This is a genomic window from Myxococcus sp. AB036A (assembly GCF_006547355.1).
Taxonomy (GTDB): Bacteria; Myxococcota; Myxococcia; order Myxococcales; family Myxococcaceae; genus Myxococcus; species Myxococcus virescens.
This window is the reverse complement of the sequence record NZ_VHLC01000052.1, coordinates 37,618-57,965: the sequence shown is the minus strand read 5'-3', so window position 1 is coordinate 57,965 and position 20,348 is coordinate 37,618. Positions and strand designations below refer to the sequence as shown.

Annotated in this window: 14 protein-coding genes; 2 read left to right on the top strand and 12 right to left on the bottom strand. The window is 70.6% G+C overall.

Features of this window, described 5'->3' with window-relative positions:
- On the top strand, window positions 1–662 hold a 662-nt coding region (locus FL344_RS21390; RefSeq protein ID WP_194863198.1), incomplete at its 5' end, for a PPC domain-containing protein.
- Window positions 663–730: 68 nt separating this feature from the next.
- Here FL344_RS21390 and wbaP read toward each other — a convergent pair.
- Together wbaP and FL344_RS21380 are read right to left on the bottom strand one after the other, a co-directional pair.
- Window positions 731–2,125 (bottom strand): undecaprenyl-phosphate galactose phosphotransferase WbaP, encoded by a 1,395-nt coding sequence (gene wbaP / locus FL344_RS21385; protein ID WP_141592610.1) that lies wholly within the window; start codon window positions 2,123–2,125, stop codon window positions 731–733.
- A 218-nt stretch (window positions 2,126–2,343) separates the two neighbouring features.
- Window positions 2,344–3,489, bottom strand: a complete 1,146-nt coding sequence (locus tag FL344_RS21380) for a glycosyltransferase (RefSeq protein ID WP_141619838.1) — start codon at window positions 3,487–3,489, stop codon at window positions 2,344–2,346.
- Between the two features lie 86 nt (window positions 3,490–3,575).
- Here FL344_RS21380 and FL344_RS21375 point away from each other — a divergent pair, with 86 nt between their 5' ends.
- Window positions 3,576–4,709 (top strand): glycosyltransferase family 1 protein, encoded by a 1,134-nt coding sequence (locus tag FL344_RS21375; protein WP_228565247.1) that lies wholly within the window; start codon window positions 3,576–3,578, stop codon window positions 4,707–4,709.
- Here the strand turns inward: FL344_RS21375 and waaL are convergent.
- The 10 genes from waaL to FL344_RS21325 all read right to left on the bottom strand — a co-directional run bounded on the left by waaL (window position 4,706) and on the right by FL344_RS21325 (window position 20,260).
- Window positions 4,706–6,031 (bottom strand): O-antigen ligase WaaL, encoded by a 1,326-nt coding sequence (gene waaL, locus FL344_RS21370; protein ID WP_141619836.1) that lies wholly within the window; start codon window positions 6,029–6,031, stop codon window positions 4,706–4,708. The genes FL344_RS21375 and waaL overlap by 4 nt on opposite strands.
- 1 nt (window position 6,032) lies before the next feature.
- The gene (locus FL344_RS21365; RefSeq protein ID WP_141619835.1) at window positions 6,033–7,148 is read right to left on the bottom strand and encodes an LptF/LptG family permease; all 1,116 of its coding nucleotides are present in this window, start codon (window positions 7,146–7,148) and stop codon (window positions 6,033–6,035) included.
- On the bottom strand, window positions 7,145–8,257 hold the full coding sequence (locus FL344_RS21360; RefSeq protein WP_141592605.1) for an LptF/LptG family permease: 1,113 nt from the start codon (window positions 8,255–8,257) through the stop codon (window positions 7,145–7,147). The genes FL344_RS21365 and FL344_RS21360 overlap by 4 nt, the downstream gene beginning before the upstream one ends.
- Window positions 8,254–9,519 carry a phosphoribosylamine--glycine ligase gene (gene purD / locus FL344_RS21355; RefSeq protein WP_141619834.1) on the bottom strand — a complete coding sequence of 422 codons (1,266 nt, stop codon included), beginning with the start codon at window positions 9,517–9,519 and terminating at the stop codon, window positions 8,254–8,256. Before purD ends, FL344_RS21360 begins: the two co-directional genes overlap by 4 nt.
- A 1-nt stretch (window position 9,520) precedes the next feature.
- A complete protein-coding gene (locus tag FL344_RS21350; RefSeq protein WP_141619833.1) occupies window positions 9,521–12,364 on the bottom strand; it encodes a zinc-ribbon domain-containing protein in 2,844 nt (947 codons plus the stop codon).
- Between the two features lie 3 nt (window positions 12,365–12,367).
- Window positions 12,368–13,912: a bifunctional phosphoribosylaminoimidazolecarboxamide formyltransferase/IMP cyclohydrolase gene (purH, locus tag FL344_RS21345; protein ID WP_141619832.1), complete on the bottom strand. Its 1,545-nt coding sequence runs from the start codon at window positions 13,910–13,912 to the stop codon at window positions 12,368–12,370.
- A 105-nt stretch (window positions 13,913–14,017) separates the two neighbouring features.
- The gene (locus tag FL344_RS21340; RefSeq protein ID WP_002635080.1) at window positions 14,018–14,509 is read right to left on the bottom strand and encodes a sigma factor-like helix-turn-helix DNA-binding protein; all 492 of its coding nucleotides are present in this window, start codon (window positions 14,507–14,509) and stop codon (window positions 14,018–14,020) included.
- Between the two features lie 42 nt (window positions 14,510–14,551).
- A complete protein-coding gene (locus tag FL344_RS21335; RefSeq protein ID WP_090492740.1) occupies window positions 14,552–15,076 on the bottom strand; it encodes a MerR family transcriptional regulator in 525 nt (174 codons plus the stop codon).
- A gap of 307 nt (window positions 15,077–15,383) precedes the next feature.
- The gene (locus tag FL344_RS21330) at window positions 15,384–17,906 is read right to left on the bottom strand and encodes a serine/threonine-protein kinase (protein ID WP_141619831.1); all 2,523 of its coding nucleotides are present in this window, start codon (window positions 17,904–17,906) and stop codon (window positions 15,384–15,386) included.
- A gap of 20 nt (window positions 17,907–17,926) precedes the next feature.
- The gene (locus FL344_RS21325) at window positions 17,927–20,260 is read right to left on the bottom strand and encodes a serine/threonine-protein kinase (protein ID WP_141619830.1); all 2,334 of its coding nucleotides are present in this window, start codon (window positions 20,258–20,260) and stop codon (window positions 17,927–17,929) included.
- Window positions 20,261–20,348: the final 88 nt, after the last annotated feature.

Genomic DNA, 20,348 nt, shown 5'->3' with positions numbered 1-20,348 from the left:
CCCCGCCCCCGCCCCCGGAGAACTCGTTCGACTACACCGCCAGCAACACCAACAGCGCGCAGCAGAACACCACCAATCACACCATCGCGCTGACGGCGGGCCAGACGCTCACCGTCGCGACGTGTGGCCTCACGGGGACGCAGTTCACCGGTGACACGTGGCTGCGCCTGCGCAACCCCGCCGGCACCGAGGTGGCCACCAACGACGACTCCTGCGGCGGCCGCGGCTCCAGCATCACCTTCACCGCCACCACCGCCGGCAACCACGAGGTCCGCGCCGGCTGCTACTCCACCGGGAGCTGCACCGGCCGCGTCGTCTGGGAAATCTCCGGCGGCTCAGGCGGCCCCACCAGCGGGAGCTTCAACTTCAGCGGCAGCAACACCAACAGCGCGCAGCAGAACACCACCAACCACGACGTCGCCATCGCCGCGGGCAAGAGCATCACCGTGGCCACCTGCGGCGTGACAGGCGCGACCTTCACGGGCGACACCTACCTGCGCCTCTTCGCCGGCGCCACGCAGGCGGCGGTCAACGACGACGCGTGCAGCGGCCGTGGCTCCAGCCTGACGTACACCTCGTCCACGGCCACCACCCTGCAGATTCGCGCGGGCTGCTACTCCAGCGGGAGCTGCACCGGCACCGTGGTGTGGAACATCCAGTAGTCACCCCACAGCGGCGTTGAACCCCCGGGCCCGAGCCGTGGCAAGCGCCACCGCTCGGGCTCGCGGCGTCAGTAGGCGTTCTTCGACAGGAAGCCGCCCAGCGCCGTGCGAACGAGAATCTTCAGGTCCATCAGCAGCGACCAGTTCTCGATGTAGTACAGGTCGTACTCGATGCGCTTCTCGATGCACGTCTGGCCGCGCAAGCCGTTGATTTGCGCCCAGCCGGTGATGCCCGCCTTCACCTTGTGCCGCAGGTGGTAGCGCGGAATCTGCCGCTTGAACTCCTCGATGAAGACGGGGCGCTCCGGGCGCGGCCCCACCAGGCTCATGTCGCCGCGCAGGACGTTGAAAAACTGAGGGAGCTCGTCCAGGGAGTACTTCCGCAGGAACGTGCCAATCACCGTGCGCCGCGGGTCGTCCGGGCAAGCCATCATCGCGCCGCCGTGCTCGGCGTCGATGCACATGGTGCGGAACTTGAGGATGGGGAAGGTGCGCCCATCCATGCCCATGCGCTCCTGGCGGTAGAGCATGGGCCCGCGGCTGGTGAGCCGCACCGCCAGCGCGGTAGCGGCCATGAGCGGCGCGGTGATGAGGATGGCCAGCAACGAGAAGAGGATGTCGAAGGCCCGCTTGGCCACCCGGCTCCAGCCCTCCATCGGGTCGCCCTGGAGACGGATGATGGGCAGCCCGCCGAACTCCTCCAGGCCACCATAGAGGGTGATGTACTGGTACAGGTCCGGCACCACGCGCACGTCCACGGTGCGCAGGGCCAGCTTGTCCATCAGCGCCTTGACGTGGGCATGGCCCTCCAGCGGCAGCGCGAGGATGACCTGGTCCACCGGGTGCGCATCCAGCACCTCGTTCACCTGATCCACGAGCCCGATGACGCGCACGTCATTCACGTACTGGCCCACCTTCTCCGGGTGCAGCGTCAGCACGCCCATCACCCGAAAGCCCAGCTCGCGGTGGTGCTCCACCGTCTCGATGACCCGCTGCCCCAGGTCCCCCGCGCCGATGACGAGGATGGACTTGAGGTTGTGGCCCCGGCGCCGGATTTCACTCACCAGATAGCGAGTCACCAGCCGGCTGCATGTCACCAGCGCGAACGCATAGACGATGAAGATGGCCAGCGTGAGGCGCGAGTAGCGCTCGCGCACGAAGTACGTCACCGCCACGAGGATGAGCGCCGCGGTGATGGTGGACTTGAATACCTCGAACACCTCGCCCGTATTCGTCCGGGAACGGTTGGTGCCGTACAGGCGTGACTGGTGGAACGTCACCGGGAAGATGACGAGCACCATCAGCAGCGAAAAGAACGAGTCCGTCCAGGGAGGAATCCCCTCCGTGACGGGCACGATGCCGGAGAAGCGCGTGGCGTACGCGAGGACGAATGCCAGCGCGAGCATCACCATGTCGGCGACGACTTTGATCGACGTGTAGAAACGCTGGAGACGACTGAACACCGAAGTACTCCTGTGGCGTAATCAACGGGTGGCCACCCCTGTGCAAGACTCGCGCCCTCTTCATCCGGACACGCAGCTTGCCCATCACCGTTTGATAGCCGCGCTTGCTAGCACGAAAAAATTCGTGAAAACAATGGGTTGCGACTGCCCCGCCCCCCCAGCCAGGGGTGGTGTCCACCTGTTGCCCACAAAAGACCAAGACAGGAGCGACAGCGAAGTCACAGTCCCGCTGCGGGGCCTGGGGAATCTGGCAACACCTCCCCCAGCACCGAGCGAATCTCTCGAAGAATGGCACTTTGGAAATGCGCGCGACCGAAGCGCTCGGCCTGCGCGCGAGCGGCTTCAGGCCGAAAGCCTGCTTCCCATTCGTCGAACCGGCGCACGGCGGCGGCGAGCGATTCCGGTGTCTGTTCTGAGAAGAACATTCCCGTCCGCGCCGTCACCGTCTCGAGCGCGCCACCCTCCCCGTAGGCGATGACGGGCCGGCCCGCCGCCTGGGATTCCAGCGGGGTGATGCCGAAGTCCTCCTCGGGCGTGAAGATGAGCGCGCGAGCGTCTCGGTAGAGCGCCGGGAGAGACGCATCCAAGACATTGCCAAGGAAGCGGATATTTTCAGGCAGGTTTCCGGCGCCCAGGCGCGCGGCCTCCTGGCCCGCTCCCACCACCCAGAGCTGTGCATCCAGGCTTCGGAACGCCTCCAACGCCACGTCCAATCGCTTGTACGGCGCGAAGGCCCCTAGCCAGAGGAAGTAGCCGCCCTGGCCTCCGCCCTCTAGAGGGACCTGGGCGAAGCGCTCCAAGGAGACGGGCGGGTGGATGACCGATGCCTCGCGGCCCCAGAAGCGCTGCACCTTGGCGGCGATGTGTCGGCTGTTGGCGATGAAACGATCGACCCCCGCCGCCGTCCGGCGGTCCCACCGGCGCAACCAGGGCCGGACGGCATGGGCCGCCGCGCGCACCGGGAGGCCCGTGCGTCCGGGTCCGAAATAGTCGTCGAACAAGTCCCACATGTACCGCATGGGCGCGTGCACGTAGCTCAGGTGCGGCGTACCCCGCGGCGTGCGCAGGCCCTTGGCCACGCAGTGGCTGGAGGAGAGGACCAGGTCGTACTTCCCCTGGAGCTGGAGGGACTCGATGGCCTTCGGCATCAGCGGCAGGAAGTGCCGGTAGCGCGCGTGGATGCCGGGGATGTGCTGGAGGAAGGACGTGAAGATGCGGCGGGACTCGATGGCCGGCGACTGGGAGCCCGGCTTGTGGATGAGCGTGTAGATGTCCGCGTCTGGCAGGACTTCGCAGAGGGCATCAAGGACACGCTCGCCACCTCGGTGGGTAACGAGCCAATCGTGGACCAGGGCAACCTTCACGGCACGGCTTCTAGCACTGGGTGCACGCGGCGCGGCAAGCGTCGATGAAGCCCCGCGTGCCCGCCCGCCCCCCATGGAGGCCGCGCGTGTGGTACGCGGAGGCCGTGGCCCACGTCCTCCTCGACCTGCGCATGGTGCGCGGCCGGCTGCATGGGATTGCCCGTTACGCCCTGGAGCTGGCGCGGCGGATGCCCGTGCTCGCGCCCGACCTGCACTTCTCCGCGTTGGTGCCCCCCGAAGGGCTCGCGCCCGATCTGGGTGAGCTGACGCCGCGCATGCCGCTGCACCGCGCGCTGGCCGGGTTTCTTTCGCCCCTCGAGCAGCCGGCGCTCGCGGCGGACCTGGTGAAGCTGGCGCCGGATGCGTTCCACGCCACGTCCTTCTCACTGCCCCTCTTCTGGAACGGGCGGCTGGTGGCCACGCTCCACGACGCCAATCACCTGGCGCTGGCAGACCAGTACACGCCGGCCCAGTCCATCTACTACCGCGTGGTGGTGGGCCCTCGCGCGAAGCGGGCCACCGCGCTGGTGACGGTGTCCGAGTTCTCGCGCGACGAGCTCGCGAAGCACCTCAAGCTGTCGCCCTACCGCCTCCAGGTGATTCACAACGGAGTGGATACCCGCTTCCAGCCGCCGACCCAGGCCGAGGCCGCCGCGTTCCGCGAACGGTACGAGCTGCCAGCGCGCTACGTGGCGGCGGTGGGCAACGCCAAGCGCTTCAAGAACCTGGCGCTGCTGAAGGATTTCGCCGGGGAGCTGCCGGTGCCCGTGGTGCTGCTGGCGGGCAAGGGCGCGGTGGCGCACGAACTGGGGCTTCACGAGAACGTGGTCGATCTGGAGGAGCTGCCCGAGGACCAGATGCCGCTGTTCTACGGCGCGGCGGCGGCGCTGCTGCTGCCCTCGCGCTACGAAGGCTTCGGGCTGCCGGCCCTGGAGGCCATGGGCGCGGGCTGCCCGGTGCTGGCGTCGGATACGACGGCCCTGCCCGAGGTCGTGGGCAACGCGGCGTTGAGACTCTCCCCGGACGACGCGGCGGCGTGGCGTGAAGCGACGCTGCGCGTGCTTCGCGACGACGCGCTGCGCCGGGAGCTGGTGGAGCTGGGCCGGGAGCGCGTGGCGCGCTTCACCTGGGACGACTGTGCCCGGCGCACCCTGGCCGTCTACCGCCGCGTGCTGGAGTCCCCGGCGCCTGGAGGCTCGCGCGGGACGCCTCGCCGCTAGGGCGTGGGCCTGGACGCGCCTTCCATCTCCAGGAGCCCCTGACGGGCCTCCCGGCCGCGCAGGCGTTCACTGCCCTCGCACAGCCCCAGTCCCCAGATGAGCGAGAAGGACAGGTACACGCTGGAGTGGAACGGCAGGTAGTGCACCAGCGCGAGGATGTGGAAGCCCACCCAGGACAGCAGCGCGCCCGTGGCCGCGATGGAGCCCTCGCGGTAGCGCCGGATGAGGGCGCGCCCCAGCAGGGCGTGCATCGCCAGCATCAGCAACAGCCCCACCAGGCCCGTCTCCGCCCACACCGTCAGCCAGAGGTTGTGCGAATCAGTGGCCAGCAGGTCGGTGATGCCCGTCTCGTCCTGCGTGGCCAGGGCCGCTGGCTTGTGGTTGCCGAAGCCCACGCCCGTCAGCGGGTATTCACGCACCAGGCTCCAGCCCACGGCCATGGCGTGCTCGCGCTCTCCGCCATAGATGTTGCCCAGCGCCTTCTCCAATCGCGTGCGCCAGGCCGGGCTCATGGAGACGACGGCCACCAGCGCGAACAGGAGCGCCAGCCCCATCTTCCGCGCGGAGCCCTGGACCAGCAGCAGCAACGCCACCACGCTCACGAGCAACGCCGCGCCCAGCGCCGCTCGCGCGAAGGCGTTGTAGATGGAGATGAGCATCCCCATCACCACCGCTCCCGCCAGGATGCGCCGCCGCGCCTGGTCCGCGCTGCCCAGCACCGACAGCGCGGGCCCGAGCGCCGCGATGGCGCCGTGCGCGAAGCGAAGCCGGTGGGAGAAGAAGCCACCCGCCGCGTAGCGCGGAGACTCCTCGGTGCCGAAGTTCTCGTGCAGTCGCCCCAGGTTGAGCTTGAGGAAGGAGGGCAGCTCCACGGACCAGCGCACCCGGTTCTGGAACATGCCCAGCAGCGCGGCCAGCAGCCACCCTCCCGCGAGGACGCCCGCCAGCAGCAGCCACGGCACGCCCACGGCGCCAATGCACGCGGCCGCGGCGCCCGCCACCGAGTCCAGCACCTGGCCGTACCGCGCGCCGCGCGGCCACGACTCCGCCGCGCCCGTCAGCAGCGCCACCGCGGGCGACGCCGCCTGCCACAGGCACAGCACCCCACTGGCCCCGACGTAGGCGCGCACGTCCGGCGCCAGGCGGAGCCGCCCTCGCACCAGCAGAATCAACGCCAGCAACACCGCCGCGCCCGTCGCCACCTGGAGGACGACCTCCGCCAGCACCAGGCCCACGGTCCACAGCACGAGCACGGCGTTGATGGCGCGGCGCCAGCGCAGGTCCAGCGGAAGCTCGGACGCGGTTCCCATGAGCGCGGACACGCTATCTCACCAGCAGCGAACGCCGCGGCAGGTGCAACCGGCCCTCACGCTGCAACCACACGGCGCCCGCGATGAGGCCCAGCAGCACGGTGGGCGTCCACGCGGCGACGCCAGGAGACAACCGCTCCGTGAGCACCAGGGTCCGGCACACCATCATCAAGCCCCACATCGCCACCGCGGTCAGCAGTCCCTCGATGATGGCGGCCGTGAGGTGCCCTCGCCGGTTGGCGCGCAGGGCCAGCCCCACCCCCAGCAGCGCCGCGGGGAACGCCGCCATCGGGTAGGCGAAGCGGTTGTGCAGGGCCAGCTCGAACTGCTTCGTCGCCAGGCCCACGTCGCGGCGCGCGACAATCTGCTCGCGCAGCTCGGACGCCCGCATCTGCTCCGGACGCCCCGGCCGGATGCGGAATGCGGTGACGGCCACGCCCAGGTCGTACTCCGCTTCCGGGAGCTGCCGTACGGACGTCCTCCCCTCGCCGTCGAAGGTGCGCTCCACCACGTCCGTCAGGCGCCAGCGCATGCCCTCCACCGGGAACATGCCGGATGCGTCCAGGCGCCGCTGGAGGTCGAAGGACTCCGTCACCGTGAAGACGGACACGTCCTGGAAGCCCTCCTGCGCGCTGCCGCCCCGGAGGAAGAAGATGTTGTCCCCACGCCGGAACCACTGCTTCGGCGTGTAGTAGAAGCGCCAGTCGCCCCACTTGTTGAAGCGCTGGGTGGTGATTTCGTCCACGCGCCGGCCGGAGTACGTCGCCACCCGCTCGTCGAAGGCCACCAGGCCCACGCAGGCCACGAACGACGCCACGAGGATGGGCAGGTACAGCGCGGACGGGCCGAAGGTCAGCGCCCGGATGGCTGTCACCTCGCCCTGCTTGCGCAGCGCTGACACCGTGGTGCCCGCGGCCAGCAGCAGCGCCGCCGGCCCCAGTTGCTGCACCGACATCATCGCCTTGTAGAAGTAGAGCTCCGCCGCGTCCCGCACCCAGCCCGGGCCCGTGTACAGCTTCGCGCGGTCCACGAAGTCCACCATCACGAACACCAGCACCAGGCCCCCGAGGATGCCCAGGGCGAAGCGCAGGTACGTGCGCAGCACGTAGATGAAGAGCGTCCCCCTCACTTGACCGTCCCCGAGCGGCTCACCCGGTACAGGGCCACCAGCCCCACCGCGACGAACATCAGATTGGCCATCTGCCCCGCCAGGCCCACGGGCATCTGGCCCTTCTGCCCCATCTGCTCGAAGACGCGGCTCAGCAGGTAGTAGAGGACGTAGCCCCCCAGCGTCAGCAGGTAGCCCCACGCCCGGCCCGACTGGCGCCGGCCCATGGCCAGCGGCGTGCCCAGCAGCGCGAAGGCGATGGGCGCCAGCGCGCTCCCCAACCGGCTGTGCAGCGCCATCCGGTACATGCGCGCATCCTCGCCCTGCGCTTCCGCCTCGCGCGCCGCCTCCATCAGTTCGCCGGGCGTCAGCTCCTCGCGAGAGAAGGAGAAGCGGCTGCGCTTGCCCATGGAAGTGCCCACGCCCACGCTGATTTCGGCCTGGTCGAACCGGATGATGCTGTACTCCTCCGTCTCGCGGCCCGCGGAGCGGTGCACCTCCCCCGCCTCTAGCGCGAAGCGCAGCACCTCGCCGCTGGTGGACGTGCCCACCTGCCCCCGCTGCGCCAGCACCAGCAGCGGCGAATTCGCCTCCCGGTCGTCATGCAGGAGCACGTTGGTCCACTTCCCATCCGCGGACACCTGCTCCGCGTACAGCGTCAAGTTGCTGAGGTCCTCGTAGAAGACGCCGGACTTCACATCGCCCACGGCGTTCTTCCGGATGACCTCGCTCACCAGCACCTTCAAGCCCGCCAGGCCCCAGGGCTGCGCCGTGGAGGTGATGACCAGCATCAGCACGCTGAGCGCCACCGCGATGCCCATTGGCGCGGCCAGCAGGCGCACCGGCCCGATGCCCAGCGCCTGGAGCGCAACCAGCTCCCGGTCCTCGCCCAGCCGCCCCAGCCCCAGGAGGATGGCCAGCAGGAAGGCGATGGGCAGCGCCATCATCAGGAAGTGCGGGGCCAGGTACGCCAGCAGCCGCGCCATGTCCACCAGCGTCACCGACGAGCCCAGCAGCACGTCGGTGCCCCGCAGGAACTGCATGACGAAGAGCAGCAGGAACATGAACGCCACCCACACGCCGAGCGGGACCAGCAGCTCCCCGAGCAGGTAGCGCGAAAGGCGGTTCACGGGGCGGCCTTTATCCCTCGCGCGCCGATGTCCCGGCGGAAGTGCATGCCCTCGAAGCGCACGGCCGCCACCGCTGCGTAGGCCCGCTCACGCGCCTGCGCCAGGTCCTCGCCCCGCGCGCACACCGTCAGCACCCGGCCTCCGGCCGTCACGACGCCGCCGTCACGCGCCTCCGTGCCCGCCAGGAACACCGTGGCGTCGGGTGGCACCGCGTCCAGCCCTTCAATCCGCTGGCCCTTCTCCGGAGCGTCCGGATAGCCCCGCGCCGCCAGCACCACGCCCACCGAGGCACCAGGCGCGGACACCAGCGTCCGCGGCGCGAGCGTGCCTCGGGCACACGCGTCCAGCAACGGCAGCAGGTCCTCCCCCAGTTGCATCATCAACACCTGCGTCTCCGGGTCACCGAAGCGCGCGTTGAACTCCAGCACCTTCGGGCCGCTGCGCGTGAGCATCAGCCCCGCATACAGCACGCCCCGGAAGGGAATTCCGCGCCGGCGCAACACGGCCAGCGTCGGGGCGACCACGCGCTCGCCCACCTCGGCGAGCTGCGCGGCGGACAGGAAAGGCGCGGGGCTGTACGCGCCCATGCCGCCGGTGTTCGGCCCGGTGTCGCCTTCGCCCACGCGCTTGTGGTCCTGGGACAAGGGAAGCATGGCGTAGCGCTCGCCATCACACAGCGCCATCGCGGACACCTCTTCTCCCTCCAGCAGCTCCTCCAGGACCATCGTCTGGCCCGCCACGCCCATGGCCCCCACGGCGCGCACCGCCGCGCGCGCGGCCTCCACGTCGTGGGCGACGATGACGCCCTTGCCCGCCGCCAGGCCATCCGCCTTGACGACGATGCGGCCCTGCTCCACTGCGTAGGCTTCCGCCGCCGCCATGTCGGTGAAGGTCTGGAAGGCGGCGGTGGGCACACCGGCCTCGGCCATGATTTCCTTCGCGAAGGCCTTGGACCCCTCGATGCGCGCGCCCGCCGCCACGGGCCCGAAGCAGGCGATGCCCGCGTCGGCCAGCGCGTCAGCGACCCCCGCGACCAGCGGCGCCTCTGGCCCCACCACCACCAGGTCCACCGCCTCGCGCTTCGCGAACGCGGCGACTTCCTCCGGAGCATCCGCGCGCAGGGCCACGTTGGTGCCCAGCTTCGCCGTGCCCGGGTTGCCCGGACCGCACAAGAGCTGGGTCAACAAGGGGCTCTGCGACAGCTTCCACGCGAGCGCGTGCTCACGGCCACCGGAACCGAGCAGCAGGACCTTCACATCCACCTCACCGTTCCAACAGGTAGAGCATCCGCTTCGCGGGGAGGTATGCCGGATCCAACCCCACCACCTTCACCAGGGTGTCTCGCGCCACGTCCTTGCCCCGGGCCGACTCCAACTGCGCCAGTCGCGCCTGCGCCGATAGCAACGTGGGCGCCAGGGCCAGCGCGTCCCGCAGCGCGCGCTTGGCCGGCTCCACCTGCCGGGCCTCCGCCAACGCCAGGCCGTGCGCCAGATGCGACACCGGCATCTGCCGCCCCGCCGCCGCGGCGCGTTCGCCCAGGCGCCGGGCGTCCGCGGTAGCGCCTCGCTGCAGCGCGATGAGCGAGCGGTAGGCCAGGGCCCCCGCGTTGTTCGCGTCCACCTCCAACACACTGCGCAGGTGACGCTCGGCCGCGTCGAACTGGTGCTGGTGGAAGCGCAGCAGGCCCTCGTACAACAGTGGGGACGGGTCCTCCGGTCCCTCGGACAGCGCGAGGATGGCACCCTCCACGCCCTCCACCGTCTCGCGCGGGCGCAGCCAGTACGCGGACGTCGCGGGCCGCGGCTCCAGCCGGAGCGGGTCCGACTGCAGCGCCTGGTGCAACGCGCGGAAGGCATCGTCCCGTCGCCTCGCGCTCGCCGCGGCGACGCCCGCCAGCAGCTGCGCGTCCAGCCGCCGCGCGTCCAGCTTCACTGCTTCCTGGAACGCCTCCAGCGCCTCCAGCGGCTTCTTCTCCAGGAGCAGCAGCCGGCCTTCCAGCACCTTCTCCAGCGCGCCGTCCTCCAACTGCCCGCGGAAGCCCGGCAGATGGGTCCGTGCCTTCTCCGCGTCGCGGCGGCCCAAGGCCACCAGGAAGAGCTGGAGGTGCGCCTCCGGCAGCCCCTTCACGAGCTGCAGGGCCTCTTCCGCCGACTTCACCGCCGCGTCCTGACTGCCCGCGGTGCGCTCCGCGGCCGCCAGGTGCACCAGCACCTCGGCAACCTCGGGCCCGTCGTAGCGCGCCCGGTTCTTCATCAGCGCGCGCAAGTCCCGCACCGCGCCCGCGGCGTTGCCTTCCGCCTGGTAGCGCAGCATCGCCAGCGGCAACAGCGCGCGCAGTTCGCCAGGCTCCGCCTTCACCCGGGCCTCGTACAGCTTGCGCGCCTCCGCGGGCTCACCCACCTCCTGGTAGATGCGGGCGGTGAGCGCCAGGCTCTCCCAGTCCTTCGGGCTCGACTCCAGCCGCTTGCGCAGCGTGTCCAGCGCGGCGGAGTACTCACCTCCCGACACATGTGCGAGTGCGCGGTAGTAGTGCAGCCGCTTGATGTCCGGCGACAGCTTCTGCGCGGAGTCGAAGTGGCTGCGAGCCAGCTCGCGGGACGACGACAGCCACGTGCGGCCCAGCACCAGGTGCGCTTCGGCCTTCTGTGCGTCGGGGAGCTCCGCGCGGGCCAGCAACTCCTCCGCGAGCGGGCGCGCCTGCTCGGGCTGACCGGAGCGGGCCAGCAGGAGGTTCGCGTGCGCCAGCAGCAACGGCGCCGTGCGGCCGGACCGCGACTCCGCCGCCGACAGCAGCGCGCGGGCCTCCTGGAACGTCGCGTCGTCCATGCGCGCGCCGCGTCCCAGGGCCAGCGCCTGGACGTAGCCCGCGATGGCGGCATCGCTGGTCGGATCCAGCACCAGCGCCTGCTGGAAGGACTCCTCCGCCTCCGCGTACGCGAAGCGCTCGTCACGGGCGAGCTGCTGCTGCCCCTGCGCGAGCCGTTCCGCGCTGGTGCCCGGAATCTCCAGGTACTTCAACTTCCAGCGAGGCAGCACCGCCTGCACCGCGTCCGGAATGGCGGCCACGGGCGGAGGACCGGCCTGGCGGCGCGACGCCTCCTGCTGCTGTTGGTACAGGAAGTAACCGCCCACGCCTCCGCCCACGACGACGAGCCCCACGAGGCCCGCCACCAGTCCGCCCTTGCCCCCACGGGAGCGCCCATCCGTGACGAGCACCGGCGCGGAGCGCGAGCCGCTGCGAGGCTCCGCTCCCAGTTGCGGCGAGGAGGCGCGGAGGCCACTGCGAGGCTCCGGCCCCATGTCCGGAATGATGTCGGTGCTGATGGGCACGCGCGCGCCACTACGGGGCTCGGCACCGGGCGCTGGCTCCGAGGCTTGCGCCACCGATGCGGAGCCCCCACCCAGGTCCGCCATGGGCGGCAGGAAGTCCGAGCTCCCAGCCGGAGCGGCCGGACGGCTCGCGGCGGGTGGCGCCTGGGCGGAACCCGGCTGGCGGCAGTCATCACAGATGCCGAGCGCCTGGTCGAAGGAATCCGTCAGCGGCTTCTGGCAGACGCGGCAGCCGGAGGTCGCGGGCTTCGCGGCGGCGGGCTTCGCCAGGCGCGAAGGCTGGGACTCCAGCCCCTGCGGCGCGGAGGGCGGCGGTCCCAGGAAGTCGAGCAGCGGGTCCTCCGCACCGGCCCCACCGCCTCCCGAAGCCGGCGCCCCCACGTTCGCGAAGGGGTCCACGGGCGGCGCGGACGCGGGAGCAGGCGAGGGCATCGCCCCGAAGTCGCCGAACAGGTCCGAGGCCGAGCGGCCCTCCCCCCGGGCGGGCTTGGGAGCCAGAGCAGCGCCAGGTGCGGGCGCGGCGGGCGGCGGCGCCCCGAAGTCGCCGAAGAGGTCGTCCGCGGGATTCGCCGCGGGCGCGGCGCCGGAGACAGGCGTCAGCGTGACGGGCGCCGCGGGCTGTGATGCCGGCGCGCCAGCAGCGGGCACGGCCGAGGGATCGCGCCGGACCAACTGCAGGTTCCGGCAGCGAGGACACTGCGCGCGAACGCCCTTGGCGGTGATGAGCTTGTCATCAATCGCGTAGGCGGCCGCACATTTCTGACAGACGATGCGCATGGCTCAGTGCCGGAAGTGTCGCACTCCCGTCAGCACCATGGCCATCCCATGTTCATCCGCGGCGGCAATCAACTCCGCGTCACGGACCGAACCGCCGGGTTGTACGACACAGGTGGCCCCCGCCCGGGCGGCCTCGTCCAGCCCATCCCGGAACGGGAAGAAGGCGTCCGAGGCGACCGCGCTGCCCCTGAGGGCCGCTCCGCCGCGCTGCATCGCGATGCGGACCGAGTCCACCCGGTTCGTCTGCCCCCCACCCTGCGCCAGGAGCTGGTCACCGGAGGCGAAGACGATGGCGTTGCTCTTGACGTGTTTGCACACCTTCCAGGCGAAGCGCATGGCCCGCTCCTCCTCCGGCGTGGGAGCCCGCTTGGAGACCACCTTCCACGACAGCGGCGGCTCCACCGAGTCCCGGTCCATCAGCAGCATGCCACCGGACACGCTGCGAGCGTCCAGCTGGGCACGCGGCCGGGCCTGGGGACTGGCCAGCGCGGGGCCCGCCTCCAGGAGCCGCAGGCTCTTCTTCGCCGCCAGCACCTGCAAGGCCTCCGGGGAGTAGGACGGCGCGATGACCGCCTCCAGGAACGTCTCCGCCATGGCCTGGGCCGTGGCCGCGTCCACCTCGCGGTTGAGCGCGACGATGCCCCCGAAGGCGGAGACCTCGTCCACCGCGCGGGCCGTGCGATAGGCCTTCACCAGGGCGGCATCCACCGCCACGCCGCACGGCGTGTTGTGCTTGATGATGACGGCCGCGGGGGCCTCCGGGAACTCCAGCAGCAGGCCCAGCGCCGCGTCCAGGTCCAGGATGTTGTTGTACGAAAGCTCCTTGCCCTGCAGCACCTTGGCGAAGGCGACCGTCGGCTCCTGGGGCGCGGCGTGCTCGCGGTAGAAGGCGCCGCGCTGATGCGGGTTCTCCCCGTAGCGCAGGTCCTGCGACTTCTGGAACGCCAGCGACAGCTCCCCCGGGAACGGCTCGCCCGCCTGCACGGACAGCCACGCGGAGATGGAGGCGTCGTAGGCCGCCGTGTGCGCGAAGGCCTTGCGCATCAGCCGGCGCCGCGTGTCCTCGCTCACCGCCTTCTGCTGCTCCAGCTCCGCCAGCACCGCCGGATAGTCGTCCGGGTCCACCACCACCGAGACGTGCCGGAAGTTCTTCGCGGAGGCGCGCACCATCGCGGGCCCGCCGATATCAATCTGCTCGATGACCTCCGGCTCCGCGGCGCCCGAGGCCACCGTCTGCCGGAAGGGATACAGGTTCACCGCGACCAGGGAGATGGGCTCGATGCCGTGCGCCTTCATCTCCTCCCGGTCGGCCTCCAGCTCCAGCCGTCCCAGGATGCCGCCGTGGATGCGGGGGTGGAGCGTCTTCACGCGGCCACCCAGAATCTCGGGGCTCTGCGTGTGCTCGGACACCTTCTTGACGGGCACCCCCGCGCCCTTGAGCGCCTCCAGCGTGCCCCCGGTGGACAACAACCGGAAGCCCAGGCGGACGAGCCCCTGGGCGAAGGGAACCAGACCTCGCTTATCAGAAACGCTCAGGAGAGCCAGCACGTGTGGGCCTCGGTGTGCGGGAAGCGGCGGTAGTAGCAACCACCCCCTGGGGTGTCAACGCAACACGTCGGCCCTCCGTTGGCGGGTGGAAACCACCCGCGAACATCAGGGCTTACGAGCCGAAACCGGCGGCTCGGCTTCGGTGGCTTCGCGCAGCTTCATCAGCCCGCGCGTCTCCACCTGGCGGATGCGCTCACGGGTGAGGTTCATGATCTCTCCCACCTCCTCGAGCGTGATGCCGCCCTTCTCCGCCACGTCCAGGGCGCAGGTGTGCTCCAGCTCCCAGATCTCCTTGTCCGGGAAGTTGAGCTTGATGGACCCCGTCTCCGGGTTCACGTCCAGGTAGAGATTGTGCTTGCAGGAGACGAAGTTGCACGGCCGGGGACCGTTGATGCAGTCCGCGCGCGTACGCGGCCGCGTGTCGTCCATCTGCTTCAGCAGGTCGGCCTCTTCGGGGTCCACCTGACCTGTGAGGCGACGCCTCCGCAGGTCGCGCGCCATCTCCTTGCGCGACATGGTCTTGGAACGGCGGCGCTCCTGCGCCTGGTCCGATTCCTGGTCCCCCCCCTCCTCCTGTAGCTGCTTCACTTCCGACATGTCCCCTCCACGTGAGGCCAGTCTACCCGGTTCCCGGGTATTCTATTGCGAACGGATGGTTTCGTCTGCGCGTGCGGTCACGGCGCTACCGAGCCGGGCGACATCCCGGACCAGATCCTGCGCTCTTTGCCGCAAGGTTGCTAGCTGTGCCTCAAGCGTACGCCGATGCTCCCCCCCAAAGGCGCGGTCCCCCAGTTCCTCCTGGAATCCGTTCAGGAGGCCTGCAAGGTCCCGTTCCAACTGGTCGATGTAGTTGCTGTGGAAGACATAGGACCGCTTGATGTCCTCCAGGGTGTGCCCCTCCGCCATCATCTTCTTGATGACATTGATGCGGCGCACCGCCTCCACCGGGTAGAGCCCAACGCTCCCCTGATGCTTCCCCTTCCGGCCCACCCGACGGCTCCTGGGTAGCAAGCCCGCCTGCACGTACTTCCGGAACGTCGCCTCCGACAGGCGCACGCCCCGTGGCCGAAAGATTTCCAGGATGGCGCTCGCGGGCAGACCGCCCGCGTTCTCGCGCTCAATCCGAGCAATCTCCTCAGGAGCCAGCAGGTCCATGGATTCCATTGAATATAATCCACTGAGTGGGGGCCACTGAGTGCCAGAACGGGCGGTTGGGTGTCAAGGCAGACCACCAGGCAGGCAAGCGGCGACGGACGAATCGCGCGCCTTTGAACAGGCGGAGCGGCAGGTGGGACGAGGTAGGCGTGACAGCCCGAAGGCAGCCCCGCTGAGTGCGAGGCAGCAGCGTTCAGGAGTGGACGTTGGGGGTGCTCAAGCGGAAGCGAGCACGGGCACGGCGGGTGACTTCGGACCTGGGCTCAGGTTGCGGCACGGCTGCCGGTGAGGCCGCCGTGCCGGAAGCCAGCCTGGTTCAGCGGCCCCTGGGGGCGCGGAACTCGCGGCTGACGGTGCCGCCCGCGGTGACGGTGACGTCGTAGCGGCGCTCGCCGGACGGGTGCTGGAAGACGAGCTTGTGGTTGCCGACGGGCAACCGGTACGACGCCCGCCCCGTGACTTCGCCCATGCGCTTGCCGTTGATGAACACGGTGGCATAGGGCGCGGCCTGGACCTGGAGCGTTCCGCTGGCCGGCGCCGCGCGCACGCGCTCCGGCTCCTGGTGGGTGCCGGCCGCACTCGGCGCGGGGTCGGAGGCCGGGGGGGTGGCGGCAGCGGCGAGCACCTCCTCGCGCATCAGCCCGTCCACCTCGGATTCGGTGTCGGCGGTATCGGCGGGCCCGGTCTCCCCGCCCTCGGCGTTCCCAGGGACCGCGGAAGGCGCGGGCTGCGCGGTCGGCACGGGTTCATCCACAGCGGGGGCGGGAACCACGGGCTCTGCTGGCACCACCGGAGGAGCCGCTTCGGTCCCCCGCATCACAGCAACGCCGCCTCCGACGACGGCGAGCCCCAACGCCACGGCCAGTCCCAGCGCCCACGGACGGCGCGCCGCCGGCACGCCCACCGAGGCCACGGGGCCGGACGCACGGGCACCCGCCTCGAGAGCCTCGGGGCCGGACGCATGGCCACCCGCCGCAGGCACTTCGGCTCCGGAGCTCCGGGCACTCTTCCCGAGTCCCCCGGATCCGGACGCATGGGCGCCCGCCGCAGGCACCTCGGCTCCGGAGCCCCGGGCACTCATCCCGAGAACCCCGGATCCGGACGCATGGCCACCCACCGCAGGCACCTCTGCTCCGGCGCTCCGGGCACTCGTCCCGAGAACCCCGGATCCGGACGCATGGGCACCCGCCGCAGGAACCCCGGTTCCGGACGCATGGACACCCGCCGCAGGGCCCTTGAGGCCGGATGCACGGGCACCCGCCTCAACAGCCTCGGATCCGCCAGGCACGGCTGCCCACATCCCGGGATGCGCCTCAGGCTCCGTATTCGACGGGGTACCTTCCTCGTCGTCGTCCTCATCGTCCCAGGCGCTGGCCAGCTTCAGACTCCCGGATGGCCCTGACGGTGACGCGACGGCGGCGATTCCTTCCGGACGACTCGGGGTCCGCGCGCTCCCGGACACCGCCGGAACGCCTGAGCCCCTGCTCGGCGTCTTCTCGGCCCGTGCATCCTCGCTGGAGGCGGCACCGCGAAAATCCTCGGCCCCGCCAGAGGGCGGCCCCGACACCGCGACCACGCCCTCCGGACGGCTCTGCCGGCCCGAAGTGGAAGGCGTGCCTTCGAAAGAAGCACCGCGAGGCACCGGCGACGACGCCACCGCCGGCAGCGGCATCATCGGCGTGGCCATGGGCGGCAGTGGCGCCACATCCAGCGCGGCCTCCTCGCCCCTGCGCGGCAACACGAAGGTCGGCGCATTGACGTCTTCGTCCGGAGACGTCGGCAACGCCAGGCCGCTGCGGCCAGCAGACACCATCACCGCGGTGGGCTCGCGCGGCACGGGCGACGCCTCCGCCCCAGGTGCCGGCTCCCCTTCCACGACGTGTGTGCGCTCCTGCACGGTGGGAATCGCCTGGGTGAGGCTGGTGGGGAACAAGCGGCGCATGAAGGCGCTCAGGTCCGTGTCGTCCAAGGACCTCGCATGCGTCAGCACGCACTGGGCCAGGGCGCGCTCGAACTCCGCGGCCGTCTGGAACCGGAGCGCGGGGTCTCTGTCCAGAGCTCGCACCACGGCGGCATCCAGGTCCGCAGGCACGTCCGGATTCAGCCGGGCCGGAGGTGGAATGGTGCTCTGCTGCACCGCGCGCAGCACCGCCACCTCGGAGTCCCCGTCGAACAGGCGGCCTCCGGTGAGCATCTCCCACAGCACCACGCCCAGCGCGAAGATGTCCGTGCGCGCATCCACGGCCTCGCCCCGGGCCTGCTCGGGCGACATGTACGCGAACTTGCCCTTCAGCACGCCCGGCTGCGTCAGCTTGTTGCCGGCCTTGGCGATGCCAAAGTCCGTCAGCTTCACCGCGCCATCGAAGGACAGCAGCACGTTGTGCGGCGTGACGTCCCGGTGCACCAGGTCCAGCGGCTGGCCATTCACGCGGACGCGGTGCGCGTAGTGCAGGCCCCGGGCGACCTCCGCGCCGATGTGCGCCACCAGCATGGGCGGCACCGGCTCCATCAGCTCCTTGCCGCGCTTGCGCAGCTCCCACAACGAGCAGCCGCGCACGTACTCCATGGCCAGGTAGTACGTGTCCTCATGCTTGTCGAAGTCGAATATCTGCACCACGTTCGCGTGGTTCAGCCGCGAGGCCAGCCGGGCCTCGGCGATGAACATCCCCACGAACTCCGGGTCGCTGGCGAGGAAGGCGCGCACCCGCTTGATGACGACTTCCTTCTCGAAGCCCTCCGCGCCGCGCGCCGTGCACAGGTAGATTTCCGCCATGCCGCCCTCGGCGAGCTTGCGGCGGACGACGTACTTGCCGATGTGAGTGCCGGCTTCGAGCGTCACGGGAGCATCCAAGGCATGTGCTATTCGAACTTCACGCTCACGACGTTGAGGTCGATGGGCTTCACCTCGATACGTCGACTGAGCGTCTTCTTGAGGTCGGGGTTGACGAAGCGGCAGTCATAGCTGCCCACGCGCAGCTCCACGGCCTCGAAGGGCGTTTCGCCCAGCCGCTTGCCACCGCACGTCACCTCCGCCCAAGGGTGCACGATGAAGCGCACCCGGGCCAGTCGCCCCTCCTGCCGGGGCTCGGGCCGGGCCGGACGCTCGCGTACCACCGCCGCCACGGGCGCAGCAGCCACCGCCCGGGGCTCGGGCGCCAGCGTGAAGCGCGCCACCTGCTCCGCGTCCTCACTCAACGTCACCGTGCGCGTCTGCGCCTGGTGCCGGTCGGCCTCCACCCGCACGGCGACCTGCTGGCCCACCGCCGCTTCGAGCATCACCGGCCGCTCGTCGTGGCGTTGGCCATCCACCAGCACCACCGCGTCCGCGGGCTGCGTCTCGATGCGCAGCCGCACCGGCGCCGGCGCGGTCTCCGCGGGAGACTGGGGCACCACGGGCGGGGGCCGCAGCTCCGTCGGAGCCTGGACCGGCGCCTCAGCCTTCATGGGCACGGGCGCGGGCACCACGGCCTCCGGGTCCAACGACACCGGCATGGGCTCCGGCGACCGCATCGACCAGAGCACCACGCCCACCGCCACGACGACCAGCAATACCAGCCCCACGTACAGCCACGTCTTGCTACCCGCGGCCGCCACGGGGCGCTTCGCCGCGCGTGACATGCCCAGCGACAGCGTGGGGGCGTCCTCCTCGAGCGGCTCCCCGTCCCGCAGTGGAATCACCACCCGCGCAGGCCGGCCCGTCTCCATCATGGCGATGGTGGGCGCGTCCTCCTCCACGACGAACCCACCCCGCGCCTGCGAGCGCGCGCCAGCGCGGGCATCCACCGTGGGGGCGTCCTCGTCATCCATGGGGAGGACCGGCGCACCCAGGTCGAAGCGGCCCGTGCCGCCGAAAGGCCGCGGAGCGCCACGAGGCTCCGTCGGCGCGGCAGCAGCGGCCCCGCCCAGCTTCACGTCCGTCCGAGTCACGGACGCGGGCGCGCGCGCATCCACCGTGGGTGCGTCCTCCTCCACGGGCGGCGGCAGCGGAGGCGTCACGTTCATGCCGGAGCGCGAGGGCCGCTCGGGCTCCACCGCCCGGCGCTGTCCCGTCAGCCGCGGCGCGGGCTTCTCCGGCTCCAGTTCGAAGCGGCCTGTACGGGACGCCGGTCGCGGACGCAGCGCCGCCGTCGCGTCGTCCTCCGGAGACATCGACGGTGGACGCGGCGGCAACGCGGGCCGCAGGCCGGTGCGGCGCGGCGGAGCCTCCTGCCTCGACGTCCCCGAATCCAAGTCCTCGCCCAGCACGTCGCCCGCCCGGGCCTCCTCGGCCAGCCGCTCCGCGAAGACCTCCTTCATGAAGGCGGACAGGTGCGCGGACGTGGCGGGCGCCTGGTGCACGCGCAGCCACTCCTCCAGCGCGTGTTGGAGGTGCGCCGCTTCCTGGTACCGGTCCGGCAGCTCCTTCGCGAGCGCCTTGAGGACGATGGCGTCCAGATCCGCCGGCACGCGCGACGTCACGTGCGAGGGCGGCAACACCCGGCACTCCGACACCGCCGTCAGCGTCTGGATGTCGTTGGGGCGCTTGAACAGGCGCGTGCTGGTGAGCAGCTCGTACAGGACGATGCCCAGCGCGAAGATGTCCGCGCGGCAGTCCACCCGCATGCCTGCCGCCTGCTCCGGGGACATGTACGAATACTTCCCCTTCAGCACGCCGGAGCGGGTCACCGTGGCCTGGTCCGCCGCCTTGGCGATACCGAAGTCCACCACCTTCACCCCGCCCTCGAACGTCACCAGGATGTTCTGGGGGGACACGTCCCGGTGGACGATGCCCAGCGGACGGCCCGTCGTCGGGTCCGTGCGCTTGTGCGCGTAGTCCAGGCCGGCGCAGGCCTCGATGAGGATGCGGCACACCAGCGGCACCGGCAGCGGCTGGCCCATCAGCTCCGACTGCCGCCACAGCCGGCGCAGGTCGTCGCCGTGGATGTACTCCATGGCGATGAAGAAGGAGTCGTCCTGGGCGCCCAGGTCGAAAATCTGCACCACGTTGGGGTGGTTCAGCCGGGCGGCGATGCGCGCCTCATCCAGGAACATCTTGACGAAGTCGTCGTTCTCCGCGAGGTGCGGAAGGATCCGCTTGACCACCACCCGCTTGTCAGGCTCCGCGCCCTGAGGCCGCGCAAGATAGATCTGCGCCATCCCGCCCGTGGCGAGACGACTCAGGAGCTGATACCTGCCATAGGTTTCGATGGACACGGCGACCTGACCGGCCCCTGGACAACCACCCTTGGAGTGGCCCCGAGTTCCGGGCGCGGGATGGCCCCGAGCGTAAGCGCACCGGGAA

What these genes read in the sequence shown, in the direction of transcription:
- FL344_RS21350 (WP_141619833.1), bottom strand. Translation starts at nt 12,364, where the DNA reads ATGCGCATCGTCTGTCAGAAATGTGCGGCCGCCTACGCGATTGATGAC.
- FL344_RS21340 (WP_002635080.1), bottom strand. Translation starts at nt 14,509, where the DNA reads ATGTCGGAAGTGAAGCAGCTACAGGAGGAGGGGGGGGACCAGGAATCG.
- FL344_RS21335 (WP_090492740.1), bottom strand. Translation starts at nt 15,076, where the DNA reads ATGGAATCCATGGACCTGCTGGCTCCTGAGGAGATTGCTCGGATTGAG.